13 protein-coding genes are annotated in these 18,038 nt (G+C 66.2%); 9 read left to right on the top strand and 4 right to left on the bottom strand.

Annotated features, from left to right (window positions below):
• Nucleotides 1-6 precede the first annotated feature (6 nt).
• The 3 genes from METLW3_RS0117025 to METLW3_RS29295 all read right to left on the bottom strand — a co-directional run bounded on the left by METLW3_RS0117025 (nt 7) and on the right by METLW3_RS29295 (nt 5,507).
• Complete coding sequence (locus tag METLW3_RS0117025; protein ID WP_024881044.1) at nt 7-507, bottom strand: RNA polymerase sigma factor; 501 nt, start codon at nt 505-507, stop codon at nt 7-9.
• A gap of 117 nt (nt 508-624) precedes the next feature.
• A complete protein-coding gene (locus METLW3_RS0117020) occupies nt 625-1,023 on the bottom strand; it encodes a DUF2946 family protein (RefSeq protein ID WP_157516589.1) in 399 nt (132 codons plus the stop codon).
• Nucleotides 1,024-1,313: 290 nt separating this feature from the next.
• Entirely contained in the window at nt 1,314-5,507 is a 4,194-nt protein-coding gene (locus METLW3_RS29295) for an SEL1-like repeat protein (protein WP_024881042.1), read from the bottom strand.
• 402 nt (nt 5,508-5,909) lie between these two features.
• On the opposite strand from METLW3_RS29295, the gene METLW3_RS0117005 reads away from it, so the two are divergent.
• The 8 genes from METLW3_RS0117005 (at nt 5,910) to METLW3_RS0116970 (ending at nt 16,173) form a co-directional block, all read left to right on the top strand.
• Entirely contained in the window at nt 5,910-7,700 is a 1,791-nt protein-coding gene (locus METLW3_RS0117005) for an acyl-CoA dehydrogenase C-terminal domain-containing protein (protein ID WP_024881041.1), read from the top strand.
• Between the two features lie 88 nt (nt 7,701-7,788).
• The gene (locus METLW3_RS0117000) at nt 7,789-8,997 is read left to right on the top strand and encodes an acetyl-CoA C-acetyltransferase (protein WP_024881040.1); all 1,209 of its coding nucleotides are present in this window, start codon (nt 7,789-7,791) and stop codon (nt 8,995-8,997) included.
• 110 nt (nt 8,998-9,107) lie between these two features.
• Nucleotides 9,108-11,315 (top strand): 3-hydroxyacyl-CoA dehydrogenase NAD-binding domain-containing protein, encoded by a 2,208-nt coding sequence (locus METLW3_RS0116995; protein WP_024881039.1) that lies wholly within the window; start codon nt 9,108-9,110, stop codon nt 11,313-11,315.
• A complete protein-coding gene (locus tag METLW3_RS0116990; RefSeq protein WP_024881038.1) occupies nt 11,315-12,361 on the top strand; it encodes an aldo/keto reductase in 1,047 nt (348 codons plus the stop codon). Before METLW3_RS0116995 ends, METLW3_RS0116990 begins: the two co-directional genes overlap by 1 nt.
• Before the next feature lie 137 nt (nt 12,362-12,498).
• Nucleotides 12,499-13,320, top strand: coding sequence for a prolipoprotein diacylglyceryl transferase (gene lgt, locus METLW3_RS0116985; RefSeq protein WP_024881037.1), 822 nt, complete (start codon nt 12,499-12,501; stop codon nt 13,318-13,320).
• Nucleotides 13,317-14,399, top strand: a complete 1,083-nt coding sequence (locus METLW3_RS0116980; RefSeq protein ID WP_024881036.1) for an SAM-dependent methyltransferase — start codon at nt 13,317-13,319, stop codon at nt 14,397-14,399. The genes lgt and METLW3_RS0116980 overlap by 4 nt, the downstream gene beginning before the upstream one ends.
• Nucleotides 14,396-15,202: a peptidoglycan editing factor PgeF gene (gene pgeF, locus METLW3_RS0116975; RefSeq protein WP_084484856.1), complete on the top strand. Its 807-nt coding sequence runs from the start codon at nt 14,396-14,398 to the stop codon at nt 15,200-15,202. Before METLW3_RS0116980 ends, pgeF begins: the two co-directional genes overlap by 4 nt.
• 224 nt (nt 15,203-15,426) lie before the next feature.
• The gene (locus tag METLW3_RS0116970; RefSeq protein ID WP_157516588.1) at nt 15,427-16,173 is read left to right on the top strand and encodes a hypothetical protein; all 747 of its coding nucleotides are present in this window, start codon (nt 15,427-15,429) and stop codon (nt 16,171-16,173) included.
• Between the two features lie 19 nt (nt 16,174-16,192).
• Here METLW3_RS0116970 and carA read toward each other — a convergent pair whose 3' ends face one another.
• Nucleotides 16,193-17,383 (bottom strand): glutamine-hydrolyzing carbamoyl-phosphate synthase small subunit, encoded by a 1,191-nt coding sequence (carA, locus tag METLW3_RS0116965; RefSeq protein WP_024881033.1) that lies wholly within the window; start codon nt 17,381-17,383, stop codon nt 16,193-16,195.
• A 135-nt stretch (nt 17,384-17,518) separates the two neighbouring features.
• Between carA and METLW3_RS0116960 the strand changes: the two genes are divergently transcribed.
• On the top strand, nt 17,519-17,968 hold the full coding sequence (locus tag METLW3_RS0116960; protein WP_024881032.1) for a GatB/YqeY domain-containing protein: 450 nt from the start codon (nt 17,519-17,521) through the stop codon (nt 17,966-17,968).
• Nucleotides 17,969-18,038: the final 70 nt, after the last annotated feature.

Raw genomic sequence — 18,038 nt, 5'->3', positions numbered from 1 at the left:
GCGCCGTCAATCGAGCGCCGCCCGGCAGCGCTCCATGGCGAGCCGCAGATGCTTTTCCACCATATTGCGGGAAACGCCCATGCGCGCCGCGATCTCCTCATGGGTGAGGTCCTCGAAGCGGCGCATGACGAAAGCCTGCCGGCATTTGGGCGGCAGCGCCTCTATCGCCTCCAGAAGGCGACTGGCCAGCTCCTCCGTCTCATAGAGCGCGTCCGGCGCGACGGCGGGCTCTATGACCTCCTCGGGCGCGTCGCCGGGAACGAAATATTTGGCCTCGCTGTCGCGGCGGCGGGCGAAATCGCGCGAGAGATTGATGGCGATCTGCTTCAGAAATGCCGGCGGATCGGCGACGTTCTCGAACCCGTCGCGGCGAATCGCGCGCACGAAGGTCTCCTGCAGCAGGTCCGGGGCGTGGTCCGGCCCCACGCGGCGCTTGAAATAGTCGAGCAGCGCGCGCTTGTTGCGGCGAAACAGCTCGCGAAAACGTTCGGATTTTTGATCGGGCATGATCGCCTTTCGGCGGCGGAGCGGCTCCGCTCGGCGCGGAGGACTCGGCGCGGCTCGCTATGCGCTTGTCGAATGTCGGCGGCTGCGGGCCGGGAGAGCCTGGCCGCCTGCTGACGCTCAGACGAGCGACGGCGGCGCGCGCGAAAATTGCCGGAAGCCGGTCGCTCCGGCCACCGGCCGCGCATCGATCTCCACCGCGCGGCCCGTCGCCGCTGCGTCGCGCGGGAGGAGCAGGAGGAGCGTCACCGCCACCAGCGTCGGGAGCCCGGCGTCGCCATGGACGCAGGAGAGCGGGCAGTAGAGGCAATGGCCGGGCTGGTCGGGCGCGGTCGGCGCATGGCCGCCTTCGGGCGTGACGCTGCAGAGGCGGGCGGCTGAAGCGAGCCCCGGCTCCATTGGCGCGGGACGAGTCTCGGAAAAGGCGAGGGCGACGATCTGAATCAGCAGCAGCGCCGCCATCCCCCTGGTGAGGAGGGCGCGCGCGAACCGCCACAGGCCGGGCCGAAACTTCACCATGGCGGCAGGGTCGGCAATGGCGGAAGGAGCGTCAAGAGGCAAAACGCCCCGCGGCTGGCGCGGGGCGTCGAATTTCCGGTCGCTGTCGCCGTGGCGACACAGCGGCGCTTCCGTCGTCAGTTGCAGAGGAGGGGGACGACCGATATCCCGTCTCGGCCGGGCGCGCTGGTCTCATAGAGGCCGCGCTGCGGCCGCAGGCATTTCCGCGAAACGAAAATGGCCGCGTCCAGCGTGGACGCGGCCATTATGATCTAAGTTTCTCTCTATTTCGCGGTTCTATCGCGCCTTTTTCAAAGCGCGGAGACTTTCGGCTTGCCGGCGGCGGGCTTCGTCTCCGGCTTGGCGGGGGCCTTGGCGTTCTCCCAGCCGCCGGGGGGCGGCGGGACGTCATTGGCCGCATTGTCCGGCTGCTTGGGACGGAAGCCGTCGACGAGCGCCTTGGCGGCCGCCATGTCCTTGGTGTCGAGACGGGCGCGGACCTCGTCGCGCTTCTTGCCGGCGTCCTCGTCGCCCTGAGTGGCGGCGGCCGAGAACCACAGATAGGACTGCGTCAGACTTTGCGGAACGCCGAGCCCGCGGGCGTAGAGAATGGCCAGATTGAACTGGCTGTCGCGCACGCCATATTCGGCCGCCTTGCGGAACCATAGCGCCGCCTGGTCGTAATCCGGCTTGCCGTCGCCGCCGCCGGCGTGCAGCACGGCGAGATTATGCATCGCGCGGGCGTTGCCGGCGTCGGCGGCGCGCTTGTACCAGGAGAGCGCCTTGGCGTAGTCGCGCTCGACGCCCATGCCCTTCTCATAGATGGAGCCGAGCCGGTATTGCGCCGGAGCGAGGCCCTTTTCGGCCGCCTTCTCGAACCATTGGAAGGCGATTTTGGGATCGCGCGGGGCGCCGCCGCGACCCTCGGAGTAGCGCAGGCCGAGCTCATATTGGGCGCTGGCGTCGCCGGCCGCGGCGATCTCCTTGATGACGCTGAAAACGTCCTGCCGCGGCGCGGCGGGCGCATTGGCCGCCGGCGTTCCGATCGCGCCGACCGGCATGGGATCGATCGTCTGCGAGCCGAAACGTCCGGGCGCCGGAGCCTGCGGGCCGGGAGCGAAGGAGCCGACGCCGGAGCCGCCGGGCGCGAGCGACGGAAGACCGATCGGCCTCGGCGCGGCGGCCGGCGCCTTGGCGGGCTCGGCGGACGAGACCGTGGCGGGAGCGGGGGCGCTCGGCTCAGCGGCTGCGGCGTCCTTGGAGGCGGCGTCCTTGGCGGCCGCATCCTTGGGCTCGGCGGCCGCGTCCTTGGCGGCAGGCTCGGTGGAGGCGGTCGCCTCGTTCGGCTCCGCCTGAATGGCGGAGGCCTGCGGAGCCGGATTGTCGAGCGTGACGCGGGCGATCTGATAGGCGCCATAGAGCAGCACCAGCACGCCGACGCCGAGCAGCAGCGGCCGGCGGCGGGATTGCAGCGCCGCGCCGACGCCGCCCGTCGCGGCGACGCGCTCGGGCTCCTGCTTCTGCTCGGCGGCGATCTTCTTGGCCGCCTTGCCTTGGGCGGCCTTGCCCTGCGCCGCTGCGGCCTGGGCGTCGACCGCGGCCTGCTGGGCGGCGCGGCGCGCGGCCGCGATGAAATCCTGCTGCACGGAGCCGGAGCGATCGTCGTCGCGGGAGACCATCGGCTCGCGGCGCGGGCGGCCGCCCGGCTCCAGCAGAATGTCCTCCACATCGCCGACCGGCGCCGCGGATTTCACGCGCGCGGCGCGGCGGGGATCGGTCCCGTCCTTGGCGCGCTGCGGCTCCGCCGCTGCGCCCGGCTTGGCCTTGCGCAGATCGGTCAGCTCGTCCTCGAACATGGAGAGGCGCTCGACGACGCGCTGCAGCGTCTCATGGACGGCGGCGAGCGTCTGATTGGTGCGATGGCCGGCCTCGTCCTGGAAATGACGCAGCTCGACCAGCTCCTTCTCCAGCGCGTCCTGCAAGCCGCCGTGAACCGTCGCATCGCGCAGTGCGTCCTGCGCCGCCTCGCGTGCGGCGATCTCGGCGACGCGCATGGTGGAGCTGCGCGTCTCCTCGACCTTGGTCGACAGCGCGCCCAGCGCCCGCTCTATGGCGGCGAAGGAATCGGCGTTCATGTCGGAGTGGTCGAGCCGTTCCGCGAGCCGGCCGATCTGCTGCTCGAGCGCGCCGAAGGCGCTGCGATCGGCCTCCGGATCGAGCGCCGCATCCATCTTCTGCGCCAGCTGCCCGACCAGCTCCGCCAATTGCAGATTGGCGTCGTCGCCGCGCCGGCGCGCGCTCGAATCGATGCGCGCGGCCAGCTCTGCGTGGACATGGTCGATGCGCTCGGCCAGCTCGCGCAATTGCTCGGAGCCGGCGGATTTCTGCGCGCTGGCGGCGACGGGCTGGAGCCGCTGCTCGAGCTTCTCGATCTTGCGGCCGAGCTCGTCGAAGCCCGGATGAACGATCCGGGCCTCGCTCGCCGCGTCGATCTTCTTGGAGAGGGAGCTGAACAGCCGCTCGAACTGATTGGGATCGACGCTGGCGCCGCTATTGCCCTTGCGCTCGACCTCGGAGCGCAGCGCGTTCATCGCCGCGGCGATCTCGCGCAGCTGCTCGGAATCAGCGGATGTCTGCGCCGCCGTGGCGGGCTGGAGCCTCTGCTCGAGCTTCTCGATCTTGCGGCCGAGCTCGCCCACAGGATCGACGATCTTCGATTGCGCGGCCGCGTCGATCTTCTTGGCGAAGGAGGCGAAGAGCTGCTCGACCTTGCTCGCGTCGACGCCCGAGCCGCTGCGCTCGATGCGGGCTGCGAGCGATTTGTGGACCTGCTCGATGCGCTCGTGGATCTCGTCGAAGCGCTTGGCTCCGCCGGATTTGGTCGAGACGGAATCGAGCTTGGCGGCGAATTCCTCCAGCCGGCGCTCGAAGGCGGCGAAGGAGCCGCCGATCTCGGTCGAGACGATGGAGCGAATGCTATGGATCAGCTCGCTCACATCCTTGGCCGTGGCGACATTGGCGCCGACGGCGCTCAGCTCGTCGACCTGCGTGGTCAGCGCGGCGATGCCGGCCTCGAGCTTCTCGATCGGCAGAGGACGGCGGGAAACCGCCTTCAGCAGCTCGTGAATCTCGCGCGTCTCGCCGGCGATCGCGTCTATGGCGGCGCGATCGGCGCCGCCGGCGGCGTGATGCTCGGCGAGCTTGTCGTTCAGCGTTCGCACTTCCTCATAGAGGACGGCGACGATGCGGCTCGGATCGAGCTCGCGCAGGATGGAGGCGAGATCGGCGGTGAGGCGCTCGACTGGCGCCAGCACCATCTCCTCGACGCCATAGAGACGCTGCGCCTCGACGCGCTCGGTCAGCTCGCGCAGCGCCGATTCGACGGCGGCGACGGAGGCCCGCGGCGCGAGATCGACGAGCGCGCGGGAGAGGCCTTCGAGATCGCAGCGCAACAGGTCGATCTGGGCGACGACGGCCGCCTGCTGCTCGCCCTGAATGCTCTGCTCGGCGCGGGCCGACATCAGCTGGCGCGACAGCGACTCGATCGATTCGGCGAGACCGTCGAAGATCGCCGGCCGCGCCTCGATTGCCGCTCTGGCGACGAAATCGCCGCCCGCCTGGTCCTCGAGCGCGCGCTGGCGCTCGGTGATTTCGGCGACGGCCTCCGACAGCGGACGCCGCGCGGCGGCGCGACGCTCGCGCTCCTGCCGGCTGTCGCGCTCCAGTCTCTCGCGTTCCTGCTGCTGCTCGCGCTCCGAATTCTCGCGCTCTTGCTTTTCTCGTTCTTGACGCCGGCGTAGCTCGACGGCGCGGCGCTCCTCGGCTTCCTCGTCCAGCCGCGCCGCAATTTCGGCGAGCCGCTGATCGAGCGAGCCGAGCGCATTCTCGAACTCATAGGCGCGATCGTCGTTGGAGAGGCTGTCGATGCGCGCCTCGAGCCGGGCCAGCGCGTTGCGGATCGGCCGCACGCTCTCGTCGGGGCGGGTGGCGATGCGCTCCTCTATGTGGCCGAGCCGATCCATCACCGCGCCGATATCGTCGCCGAGGCGAGCGCGGCTCGTATGATTGCGGTCGATCAGCTTGGCGAGGCCGGAGAGGGCGTTGGCCGTCTTGCGCTCGCTCTCGGCGGAGCGCCGCTCGAAGAGCGCGACGGCGTCGTCGACGATGGCTTTGGCGTCGACCTCGGCGCGGCCGCGCGGCGCGAGCGAGCGGAAATCGTCTTCCGGCTCCTCGTCGCGGATGTCGCGTCTCGGCGCGGCGTCGCGGCGCATGCGGCCGCGATCATTGCGTCCGTAGAGACGCGAGCGCAGCGCACGTCGGCGCGCCGGAGCGTTCGGCTCCTCGTCATCGACGCCGGATGAGCGGTCGTCGAAATTGGCTTTTTCTTGGATCACATCATCGAGCCAAGCGGAAAGGCTCTTGCCCGATCGTCGTGCGGCGGCGCGCGCGACATCGCGGGTTTCGTGATCTATACCCTTGAAGCTCCAGGGAAATGCCTCTGTCATCGGATATCCGGCGGGCTCGACCCGTGTTGGCTGGGGAAAACTGGACGAGCGACGACTCGAGAGGCGCGAATCGCGCCGGAACGCTGTGAGGGCGGGGTACGCCGTCGCCGGGGACTTTCCTTCGAAGAAGGTAAATAAATGGTTAACGCTTGCGTGGAGCCGACCGCGTGGCTCCCCTATTGCGCAGGAGGGGCCGGCTCTCTACCTATTGCTGCGCAGGACGCACCTAACGAACCCCTGATTCGCACGCATTATGAACGACTTGTCTTTCGGCGTCCAAACGCGTTCGACGTTGCGTTTTCGTAACCGAGACAGGCGCATGATCGTCGATGAGCCGGCCGAGCGCCGGGAAAACGCCTATATCGAGATATCACCTAAGCGATCCGCGCAGGGAGGGCTCTCATGCCGATCTACAAGGCCCCGGTGGACGACACTCTCTTCCTCTTGAACGACGTCCTGCATTTCGAGCGCTATGGCAATCTGCCCGGATTCGCCGACGCCACGCCCGACGTTCTGGCGCAGATCATCGGCGAGGCGGGCAAAATCTGCGAGGAGCGGCTGCAGCCTTTGAACCGCAGCGGCGATGAGGAGGGATGCCGTCTCGACGCCTCGGGCGATGTCGCGACTCCCGCGGGCTTCAAGGAGGCCTATCGCGAGTTCGTCGCCGGCGGCTGGGTGGGGCTGGCGGTTCCGCCCGAATATGACGGACAGGGCCTGCCTTATACGTTGGCCGTGGTGATGAACGAGTTCGCCTCGGCGGCCAACATGTCCTTCGCAATGTATCCGGGCCTGACGCAAGGCGCGCTCGCCGCGCTTCTGCGGCATGGCGGCGAGGAGCAGAAGCGCCTCTTCGCGCCGCCCATGGCGGCGGGCCGCTGGACCGGCACGATGAATCTCACCGAGCCGCAATGCGGCACCGATCTCGGCCTGCTCACCACCAAGGCGAGCCCGCGCGAGGATGGCTCCTACGCCATCAGCGGCCAGAAGATTTTCATCTCCGCCGGCGAGCATGATCTTTCCGAGAATATCATTCATCTCGTGCTCGCGCGCATCGACGGCGCGCCGGCCGGGGTGAAGGGCATTTCCCTTTTCATCGTGCCGAAATACGAGGTGAATCCCGATGGGACTCTCGGCGCGCGCAATGCGGTGCGCTGCGGCGCGCTCGAGCATAAGATGGGCATTCACGGCAACGCCACATGCGTGATGAATTATGACGGCGCCAGGGGCTTTCTGGTCGGCGAGCCCAATCGGGGCCTCAATGCGATGTTCGTGATGATGAACGAGGCGCGGCTCGGCGTCGCCGTGCAAGGTCTCGCGCAATCGGAGGTCGCCTATCAGAATGCGGCGGCCTACGCCAAGGAGCGCCTGCAAGGACGCGCGCTCACCGGCGCGAAGAACGCCGGCGGCGGCGCCGATCCCATCATCGTGCATCCGGATATTCGGCGCGGCCTCATGGAGATGAAGGCCTTCAACGAGGCGGCGCGCGGCCTCGCTCTCGCCACCGCGCTGGACAGCGATATCGCGCATCGGTCCGAGGACGCCAAGGCGCGTCAGATCGCGGAGGATCGTCTCGGGCTGCTGACGCCGGTGCTGAAAGGCGTGCTCACCGATCTCGGCTTCGAGAGCGCGGTGAAGGCGCAGCAGATATGGGGCGGGCACGGCTATATAGACGAGAATGGCGTCGAGCAATTCGTGCGCGACGCGCGCATCACCATGATTTATGAGGGCGCCAATGGCATTCAGGCGCTCGATCTCGTCGGCCGCAAATTGCCCAAGGACAATGGCCGCGCCGCCATGGCCTATTTCGCCGAGGTGAGCGAGTTTATCGCCCATGAGAGCTCCGACGAGATGAAGCCCTTCGTGGAGCCGCTGAAGGTCGCGCTCGGCGATTTGCAAAAGGCCACGATCTGGCTGATGCAGAATGCGCTCGCCAAGCCCGACAATGGCGCCGGCGCATCTTATGATTACATGCATCTCTTCGGCCGCGTGGCGCTCGGCTACACATGGGCGCGCATCGCCCGCGCGGCGCTCGCCAAGAAAAAGGAGGCGCCCGGCGACGGCGCCTGGCTCGACGCCAAGCTCACGACGGGCAAATTCTATATGGAGAAGATGCTGCCCGAGACGGGCTTTCGTCTGGCGCGCATCACGGCAGGGGTCGATACGCTGATGAGTCTGCCGGCGGAGATGTTTTGAATTTAGCGAATAGGGAGTAGCGAGTAGCGAATAGAGGGGCAACTATTCGCTATTCGCTACTCCCTATTCGCTCTGAGAGGAGTTCCTCATGCCCGAAGCCTATATCTACGACGCCGTGCGCACGCCGCGCGGGCGCGGCAAGCCCGACGGCTCGCTGCATGAGGTGTCGAGCCTCGGCCTCGCCGTCACCGCTCTTTCCGCGCTGAAGGAGAGGAACAATCTCGACGGCGCGCCGGTCGATGATGTGATCCTCGGCTGCGTCGATCCGGTCGGCGAGGCGGGCGGCGACATTGCGCGCGCCGCGGCGATCTCCGCCGGCTATGGCTATGGGGTTCCCGGCGTGCAGATCAATCGCTTCTGCGCTTCCGGCCTCGACTCGGTGAATTTCGCCGCTGCGCAGATCATGTCCGGCCAGCATGAGCTGACGATCGGCGGCGGCGTCGAGAGCATGAGCCGCGTCGGCATCGGCGCTTCCGGCGGCGCCTGGCCGGTCGATCCGACCATCGCCATTCCCTCTTACTTCATGCCGCAAGGCGTCTCCGCCGATCTTATCGCGACGAAATATGGTTTCTCGCGCGACGATGTCGACGCTTATGCGGTGCAGTCGCAGCAGCGCGCCGCGCGCGCCTGGGAGGAGAAGCGCTTCGCCAAATCCATCGCGCCGGTGAAGGACGTCAACGGCCTTACCATTCTCGATCGCGACGAGCATATGCGCCCCGCGACGGATATGCAGTCGCTCGCCGCGTTGAAGCCGTCATTCGCATTCTTCGCCGAGCAGGCGGGCTTCGACGCGGTGGCCATTCAGGCGCATCCTGACGTCGAGAAATTGACCCATGTGCATCATGCCGGCAATTCGTCCGGCATCGTCGACGGCGCCGCTGCGGTGCTGCTCGGCTCGCGCGAAGCGGGCGAGCGTCATGGGCTGAAGCCTCGCGCGCGCGTGCGCGCTTTCGCCAATATCGGCTCCGAGCCGGCGCTGATGCTGACCGGCCCGGTGGATGTGACGAAGAAGCTGCTCGCCAAGGCGGGCATGAGCCTTTCCGACATCGACCTCATAGAGGTCAACGAGGCTTTCGCCGCCGTGGTGCTGCGCTTCATGCAGGCTTTCGGCCTCGACGATTCCAAAGTGAATGTGAATGGCGGCGCCATCGCTCTCGGCCATCCGCTCGGCGCGACGGGCGCGATGCTGGTGGGCGCGGCGCTCGACGAATTGGAGCGCAGCGGCAAGTCCACGGCGCTGGTGACGCTCTGCATCGGCGCGGGAATGGGAACCGCGACGATCATCGAGCGCGTGTGAATGTGCAAAGCCGCGCCGTCATTGCGAGCGAAGCGAAGCAATCCAGAGCAGCGAGGCGGCTCCTGGATCGCTTCGTCGCGAGACGTGTCTAGTTTTCAGGGAGCGACCCGATGAACCTCGTCAATTTCCGTTTCGAGACCGGCGCCGACGGCGTCGCCCTGCTCACTTGGGACAGCCCCGACCGCTCGATGAATGTCATCACCTTCGAGGTGATGGACGAGCTGGAAAAAGTCATCGACGAGGTGGCGAGCAATCCGCAGATCAAGGGCTGCGTGATCGCGTCGGGCAAGCCGGCTTTCTCCGGCGGCGCCGATCTTTCCATGCTGCAGAAGAGCGCGGTGGAATACGCCAAAGCCGTGCGCGAGCAGGGCGAAGAGGCTGCGATGAAGCAGTTCTTCGAAGGCGCGCGCAGACTGTCGCTGCTCTATCGCAAGCTCGAGACCAATGGCAAACCCATCGCCATCGCCATTCACGGCGCCTGTCTCGGCGGCGCTTTCGAGCTGGCGCTCGCCTGCCATTATCGCGTGCTCTCCGACTCGGACAAGACCAAGGTCGGCCTGCCGGAGATCAAGGTGGGATTGTTCCCCGGCGCCGGCGGCACGCAGCGCGTCGCGCGGCTGATGCAGACAGGCGACGCACTGCAATTGCTGTTCAAGGGCGAGCAATTGAAGGCGTCCAAAGCCAAGGCCGCTGGACTCGTTCACGAGCTCGCGCCGCAAGCCGAGATCGTCGAGCGGGCGCGCGCGTGGATCGTCAATGGCGGCAAGGGCAAGGCGCCTTGGGACGTCGAAGGCTTCAAGCCGCCGTCGGGCCGTGTGTTCTCGCCGGGCGGCATGATGGTGTGGCCCGCCGCCAACGCCATCTATCGCCGCGAGACCTTCGACAATTATCCCGCCGCCAAGGCCATATTGCACAGCGTGTTCGAGGGGCTGCAATTGCCTTTCGATCTCGGCCTGCGCGTCGAGGCGCGCTGGTTCGCGCATATTCTGCGCTCCAAACAAGCGGCGGCGATGATCCGCTCGCTTTTCCTCTCCAAGAATGAGCTGGAGAAGGGCGCGCATCGGCCGAAGGAAATTCCGCCCGCGAAATTCACCAAGATCGGCGTGCTCGGCGCCGGCTTCATGGGCGCGGGCGTCGCCTATGTCAGCGCGCTCGCCGGCATAGAGGTGGTGCTGATCGATCGCGATCAGGAGAGCGCCGACAAGGGCAAGGCGGTGATCGACAAGCTCATCTCCGGCCAAGTCTCGCGCGGCCGCGCCACTGCGGCGGACAAGGAGGCGCTGCTCGCGCGCATCACCGCGACGCCCGATTATGAGAAGCTCGCCGGCGCCGATCTCATTGTCGAGGCCGTGTTCGAGGAGCGCGGCGTGAAGGCGGAAGTGACGAAGAAAGCGCAAGCGGTGGTCGGGCCGGATGTGATCTTCGCGTCCAACACCTCCACTCTGCCGATCAGCTCGCTGGCCGAGACGTCGCTTCGCCCCGAGAATTTCGTCGGCATTCATTTCTTCTCGCCGGTCGAGAAAATGCTGCTCGTCGAGGTGATCCGCGGCAAGAAGACGAATGACCGCGCCGTGGCGACGGCGCTCGATTTCGTGCGCGTGCTGAGGAAGACGCCGATCGTCGTCAATGATTCACGCGGCTTCTACGCCAATCGCTGCGTGCTGAATTTCGTGCGCGAAGGGCAGATCATGCTCACCGAAGGCGTGCCGCCGGCGATGATCGAGACCGCCGCGCGCATGGCCGGAATGCCGGTCGGCCCGCTCTCGCTCAATGACGAGATCGCGCTCGACCTCGCCTGGAAAATCCATCTCGCGACCAAGAAGGATCTCGGCGAGGCCGCCGTCGATCCGACGCAGGAGCGCGTGCTGCATTTCATGGTGGAGCAGGAAGGGCGTCTCGGCCGCAAGAACGGCAAGGGTTTCTATGATTATCCGGCGAGCGGAAAGAAGAGCCTGTGGCCGGGCCTGTCCGCGCTCGCCGACGAGAAGCTCGATCCCGACTCCATAGATGTGGAAGAGCTGAAGCAGCGCTTCCTCGTCGTGCAGGCGGTGGAAGCGGCGCGCGTCTTGTTCGAGGGCGTCGTTACCGATCCGCGCGAGGCGGATGTGGGCTCCATTCTCGGCTTCGGTTTCGCGCCCTTCACCGGCGGCACTTTGTCTTACATCGACGGCCTCGGAACCGCGGCCTTCGTCGCAATTTGTGACGCGCTCACGCAGAAATATGGCGAGCGCTTCGCCGCGCCCGCCGAGCTGCGCGAGATGGCGAAGAAGGGCGAGAGCTTCTACGGGAAGTTCGGCGCGCAAGCGAAGGCGGCGTGATGCGTTACAATCAGCTCGGCCGAACAGGCCTTTTCGTCTCGGAAATCTGCCTCGGCGCGATGACGTTCGGCGAGGCGGGCGGCGCTGGAATATGGGGCGCGATCGCCGATGTCGATCAGCAGGCGGCGACGCGCATCGTCGAGCGCGCTTTTGCGGCCGGCGTCAATTTCATCGATACGGCCGATGTCTATTCCTTCGGCCGCTCGGAGAAAATGGTGGGGCAGGCGCTCGTCGATCTCGGCGTGAAGCGCAAGGATGTCGTTATCGCCACCAAATTCTATGGCGAGACCGGCGCCGGTCCCAATGATCGCGGCGCCTCGCGCGGACATATAATGGACAGCGTCGAGGCGAGCCTCGAGCGCCTGCAGACCGATCATATCGATCTCTATCAGATCCACGGCAATGACGCCGTGACGCCGATAGAGGAGACATTGCGCGCGCTGGACGATCTCGTCTCGCGCGGGCTGGTGCGCTACATCGGCCTCTCCAATTGGCAGGCGTGGCGCATCGCCAAGGCGCTCGGCGTCTCGGAGCGGCTGGGCTTTGCGCGCTATGAGACGGTGCAGGCCTATTATTCCATCGCCGGCCGCGATCTCGAGCGCGAGATCGTCCCGCTGCTCGCAGAAGAAAAACTCGGCCTCATGGTGTGGTCGCCGCTCGCCGGCGGCCTGCTCTCGGGCAAATATGGGCCGGGCGCGCCGGAGGGCGCCGAGGGCCGCCGCGTCTCCTTCGATTTCCCGCCCGTCGAAAAGGATCGCGCCTGGGCCTGCGTCGCCGCCATGCGCGAGATCGGCGCGAAGCACGGCGTCAGCGTCGCCGAAGTGGCGCTCGCCTATGTTCTCGCCAAGCCTTTCGTCACCAGCGTCATCATCGGCGCCAGGCGCATCGATCAGCTCGAGCAAAATCTCGCCGCAGTGAAGCTGCAGCTCACAGCCGACGATCTTGCGCGGCTCGATGCGGTGAGCGCGCTCCCCGCGGAATATCCCGGGTGGATGCTGGAGCGTCAGGGCGCTTTTCGCCGCCCCGGTCCCTTCGAGGCGAAGTGACCGGGGGCCTTTTGCCCTTTCGGAGCCGAAATCCCGGCTGATTTTTCGCTTCGAGGCGCTTTCCGAGCGCAGCGGCGATTCCGTTTGCGCCAAAAGCGCTCTAATCTCGCCGCCATCGGATGCAACGACGAGTCGTCATGCCTATTCTCGCGCTTCCCTTTCCGATGATCGACCCGGTTCTGGTCGAGCTCGGACCGCTGCCCATACGCTGGTATGCGCTCGCCTATATCGCCGGGCTCGCGCTCGGCTGGCTCTATGCGCGGCGCCTCGTCTCGCGCGAGCATTTGTGGGGCGAGGTCGCGCATCCCTCGCGCGAGAGCCTGGACGATCTCCTCGTCTATGTCGCGCTCGGCGTCATCATCGGCGGCAGGCTCGGTCATGTGCTCTTCTATGAGCGCGCTTTCTACTTCGCGCACCCGGAAGAGATCATCAAAACCTGGAAAGGCGGCATGGCCTTTCACGGCGGCCTCATCGGCGCGATCGTGGCCATGACGCTGTTCGCATGGCGCGAGAAGATTCTCGCGCTCACTGTCGCCGATATTTGCGCGACCGTCGCGCCGATCGGCATTTTCTTCGGCCGCCTCGCCAATTTCATCAAGCCGGAGATGTGGGGCCGCGAGAGCGACGTTCCTTGGGCCATGGTGTTTCCCGGCGCCGGCGATGCGCCGCGCCATCCGAGCCAGCTCTATGAGGCGGGGCTCGAGGGCGTCGCGCTCTATATTCTGCTCGCCATCGCCGCGCAGCGCGGCGCGCTGAAGCGGCCGGGCCTCGCCACCGGACTCTTCGGCGTCGGCTATGGCGCGGCGCGCATCGTCAGCGAATTCTTCCGCGAGCCGGATCCACTGTCGGAGGCGTTGGACAATGGCCTCACAATGGGCATGGCGCTGTCCGCGCCGATGATCGTGATCGGCGCGGGATTGATCCTCTACGCGCTGCGCCCGCAGAGAGTCGAAGCATGAGCGCTCTGCGCCAAGATATCGTCGAGCTCATCGCGCAAGAGGGGCCGATCACGCTCGAGCGCTACATGACGCTCGCTCTGTCGCACCCCACCAAGGGCTATTACACGACGCGCGATCCCTTCGGCGCGGGCGGCGATTTCATCACCGCGCCGGAGATCAGCCAAATGTTCGGCGAGCTTATCGGCCTCTTCGCGCAAGAGGCGTGGCGCGCCGCGCGCTCGCCCTCGCCGCTGCGGCTGGTCGAGCTCGGTCCGGGCCGCGGCACGCTGATGGCGGATGCGCTGCGCGTCGCGCGCATCGCGCCGGATTTTCTCTCCGCTCTGGATGTTCATCTCGTCGAGACGAGCCCTGTGCTCGAGGCGCGGCAGCGGCAGACGCTCGCCAATGCGCCGGCGCAAGTCTCCTGGAGCGCGGATGTCGCGCGCATTCCCGAAGGGCCGGCGATCATCATCGCCAATGAGTTTTTCGACGCGCTGCCGGTGCGCCATTTCGTGCAGACGGAGCGCGGCTGGAGCGAGCGGCTCGTCGGCATGGACGAGAATGACGCGCTCGCTTTCGGCGTCGGCGAAAGCGTCGAGGCCGATCTGACCGTCGCGGCGCCGGAGGGCTCGATCATAGAGATCGGCGCGATCGGCGCGCGCATCATGCGCGATATCGCCGCGCGTCTCGTCGCGCAAGGCGGGGCGCTGCTCGTCATCGATTATGGCTATACGCAGACGGCGCTGGGCGAGACATTGCAGGCGGTGTCGCGCCACGCCTATGTCGATCCGCTGGAGGCGCCGGGCGAGGCCGATCTCACCACCCATGTCGATTTCGCCGCGCTCGCGCGCGCCGCGACGGCCGCCGGCGCGAAAGTGCAAGGGCCGGTGACGCAGGGCGCCTTTCTGCGCCAGCTCGGCGTCGTCGAGCGCGCCGAAGCGTTGAAGAAACGCGCGACCACAGAGCAGAGCGCCGAGATCGACATTGCGCTCGCGCGTCTCATCGGCGCCGGCGATCCCAAGCGCGACATGGGCGAATTGTTCAAGGTCATCGCCGTGACGCATCCCGATCTGCCGCTTCTGCCAGGGTTTTTCCAATGACCGAGACGATGGAGGCGCCGGGTGCGCTCGGCGCCGGCAATCTCGCTCTGCCGGGCGTTCGCCACGCTTTCTTCACGCGCGCGGGCGGCGTGTCGGAGGGCGTTTACGCTTCGCTCAATGGCGGAGTCGGCTCCAGCGATGAGTCCGCGCGCGTCGCCGAGAATCGCGCGCGCATGGCGCAGCGGCTCGGCGCGGATACGCATCGGCTGCTCGTGCCCTATCAGATTCATTCGCGCGACGCGCTCTTTGTCGCTGAGCCCTGGACCGAGACGGAGCGGCCGCGTTGCGATGGCCTCGTCACCAATGTCGAAGGCTTGGCGCTCGGCGTCACCGGCGCCGATTGTGGCATGCTGCTCTTCGCCGATGTGCGCGCCGGCGTCATCGGCGCCTGCCATGCGGGATGGAAGGGCGCGCTCACCGGCATGATCGAGGCGACGATCGCTCTGATGGAGACGCGCGGCGCGCATCGCGCCGATATTCATGTCGCGCTCGGCCCGGCCATCGGACGCGAGAGCTACGAGGTGGGCGGCGAGTTCGTCGAGCGGTTCCTCGCCGAGGATGCGGGTTTCTCGCGCTTCTTCACGCCTTCGACGCGCGATGGGCATTCCATGTTCGATCTGCCCGCTTTCATCACGCGGCGCGTCGAGGCGGCGAATGTCGCTTCTTTCGAGAATTTGCGCATCGACACTTATGCGGACGAGGCGCGCTGCTTCAGCTATCGCCGCAGCGTGCATCGCAAGGAGCCGGATTACGGGAGGCTGTTGTCGGCGATCGCGATCGGGTCGTCATTGCGAGGAGCCTAGCGACGAAGCAATCCCCAGTAGCCGTCCCGCGACTCTGGATCGCTTCGCTTCGCTCGCAATGACGTCGGCTCGATATGGGTGTAAACTGCATTTTCGGCCCCCGCGTATCGGGAGATTAGATTATGTCGATTTGGGCTAAGCTGATCGGACGCATTTTTCCTGCCCGGGCCGCGGCCTCGTCCGAAGCGATATTCGCGAAGCGGAATGCTACGGCGCTCGCGCTCTTGTCGAGCGAGACGAACAAGCAATTCGTGCGCGAATCGCTGCAGAGGCTCGAGGCGGCCAGCCTGCGGATACGCCCCGATCTCGATCGAGAGCTGATCGTCACTCGGTTCATAGTGAGTATCGCGGACTCCTATGATGGCGACGAATTCGCGAATTATATCTCCGGTGAGGCGAGAGAGGGAACCAATGCGTTCGACCTTCTGATGCTATGGTCTCTGGCCGGCGAAACGGCTGCATTCGATGGCTTCGACGATATAGGCGAGATATTGCCGCGCCTATCGAGCTTGGACGACGAGCAGCTGAGCGATCTGCTCGAAGCGCATAGCTTTTCGATTTTCGAAAACGCAATGGAGATTTGCATCGTCGATGAACACGCGCCCGGAGACTATTTGCCGCAGCATGTGGGCGAGCTCGAATCCTTGGCGTGCGGCGATTTCGTCGTTCAGTCAGTGACGGAGTTGCATCTACAGGATCGGCTCATCGGCCATGTCGTTCTGGCGGACGGCCATTCCGGCGATATCGAAATCAGCGACGAGAAACGGCCTGATCTCACGCCTTTCTTCGAAGCCATGAATGCTCTCGTGGCCCATTTGGGCAAGGGCCGCTTTGTGGTCGCGCTGTCGGACAATGACGAGGCGCTCATTGCGGTCTATTTGCGTCCGCATGAGGAACCCGCCTTTCGTGGCTGGGCCGAACGGCAATATTGCGCGGGCGGCCTGTTCCCCGTCGTCGATTGGTTCGAATGAATCCGGCTCGGCGCAGGGCTCACGCCCGCGCCTTCTCCATCATATCGACGAAGCGCGCAAAGAGATAATGGCTGTCCTGCGGGCCGGGGGAGGCTTCCGGGTGGTGCTGCACGGAGAAGGCCGGGCGATCGGCGAGGGCGATGCCGCAATTGGAGCCGTCGAACAGCGAGCGATGCGTCTCGGCGACATTGGCCGGCAGGCTGTCGCGATCCACGGCGAAGCCATGGTTCATCGAGACGATCTCGACCTTGCCGGTGGTGAAATCCTTCACCGGATGATTGGCGCCGTGATGGCCCTGCGGCATTTTCTGCGTCTTCGCGCCGACGGCGAGCGCCATCATCTGATGGCCGAGGCATATGCCGAAGGTGGGAACCTTCGCCGCCAATAGCTCGCGAATGGTGGGCACGGCGTATTTGCCGGTCTCGGCCGGATCGCCCGGCCCGTTGGAGAGAAACACGCCATCGGGCGAGAGCGCGAGAATATCCGTCGCGCTGGTCGTGGCCGGCACCACGATCACCTCGCAGCCGGCCTCGGCCAGCAGCCGCAGAATATTGCGCTTCACGCCATAATCCACGGCGACGACGCGGAGCTTCTTCCCGTCGCGCCTGCCATAGCCGGAGGCCTGCCGCCAGACGGTCTCGTCCCACTCATAGCGCGCGGGCGCGGTGACGGAGGGCACGAGATCCATGCCATCAATGCCGGGCCAGGCGGCGGCCTCGGCGCGCAGCGCGGCGAGGTCGAACACGCCGTCCGGCGCGAAGGCGATGACGGCGTTCTGCATGCCCTTCTCGCGGATCAGAGCCGTCAGCGCGCGCGTGTCCAGGCCGCAGAGGCCGATGACCCCGCGCGCGGCGAGCCATTCGCCGAGCGGCCGCAGCGCGCGATAATTGGACGGGTCGCTCGACGGCGCGGCGACGATCACGCCGCGCACGCCGGAGCGGCTGTCGAGATCGACGGTCTCGACGTCCTCGTCATTGACGCCGACATTGCCGATATGGGGAAAGGTGAAGGTGACGATCTGCCCGGCGTAGGAAGGATCGGTGAGGATTTCCTGATAGCCGGTCATGGCGGTGTTGAAGCAGACCTCGCCGACGGCCGAGCCCACGGCGCCGAAGCCGAAGCCGAAAATCGCCTCGCCGCTGGCGAGAACCAGAACCCCCGTGTGGACCGGAACCGTCCAACCCGTCGCTGCGTCTTGATCCGGGCTCATCCGCGCTCTATGCCTCACCCTCATCCGCCGGCGCGCCGCCATCGGGCGCCCGCCATCCCTCGAAAAATCTAGATTGCCGCGATCCTTTCAGATCGCAAGCACGTCTAGAACATTTCACTGCGAAGTGGAAATACAATGCGCGAACGTTTCACGGCCGACCTCAAGGCGGCGATGAAGAGCGGCGAAAAGCAAAAGGTCGAGACGATCCGCATGATTACAGCGGGGCTCAAGGATCGCGACATTGAGGCGCGCGCCACGGGCAAGACGCTCGGCGACGACGATATTCTCGCTCTGCTGCAGAAAATGGTGAAGAGCCGCCAGGAATCGGTGGAAATCTACGAGAAGGGCGGCCGCCCCGAGCTCGCCGAGAAGGAGCGCGCCGAGATCGCGGTGATCACGGAATATCTGCCCCAGCAGCTCGGCGAGGCCGAGGTCGCCGAGGCGATTAAGGCGGCCATAGCCGAGACCGGGGCCGCCTCGATCAAGGATATGGGCAAGGTCGTCGCCGCGCTCAAGGCAAAATACACGGGCCGCATCGATTTCGGCAAGGCGAGCGCCGCGGTCAAGGCGGCGCTCGGCGGGTAGGGCAATCGAGTGAACGAGAGGCGTTGCCACCTCACCCTAGAGGGGGGAGGTCGAGCGCCGAAGGCGATCG

The organism is Methylosinus sp. LW3, assembly GCF_000527115.1.
Taxonomy (GTDB): domain Bacteria; phylum Pseudomonadota; class Alphaproteobacteria; order Rhizobiales; family Beijerinckiaceae; genus Methylosinus.
This window is presented reverse-complemented; position numbering and strand designations above follow the sequence as displayed.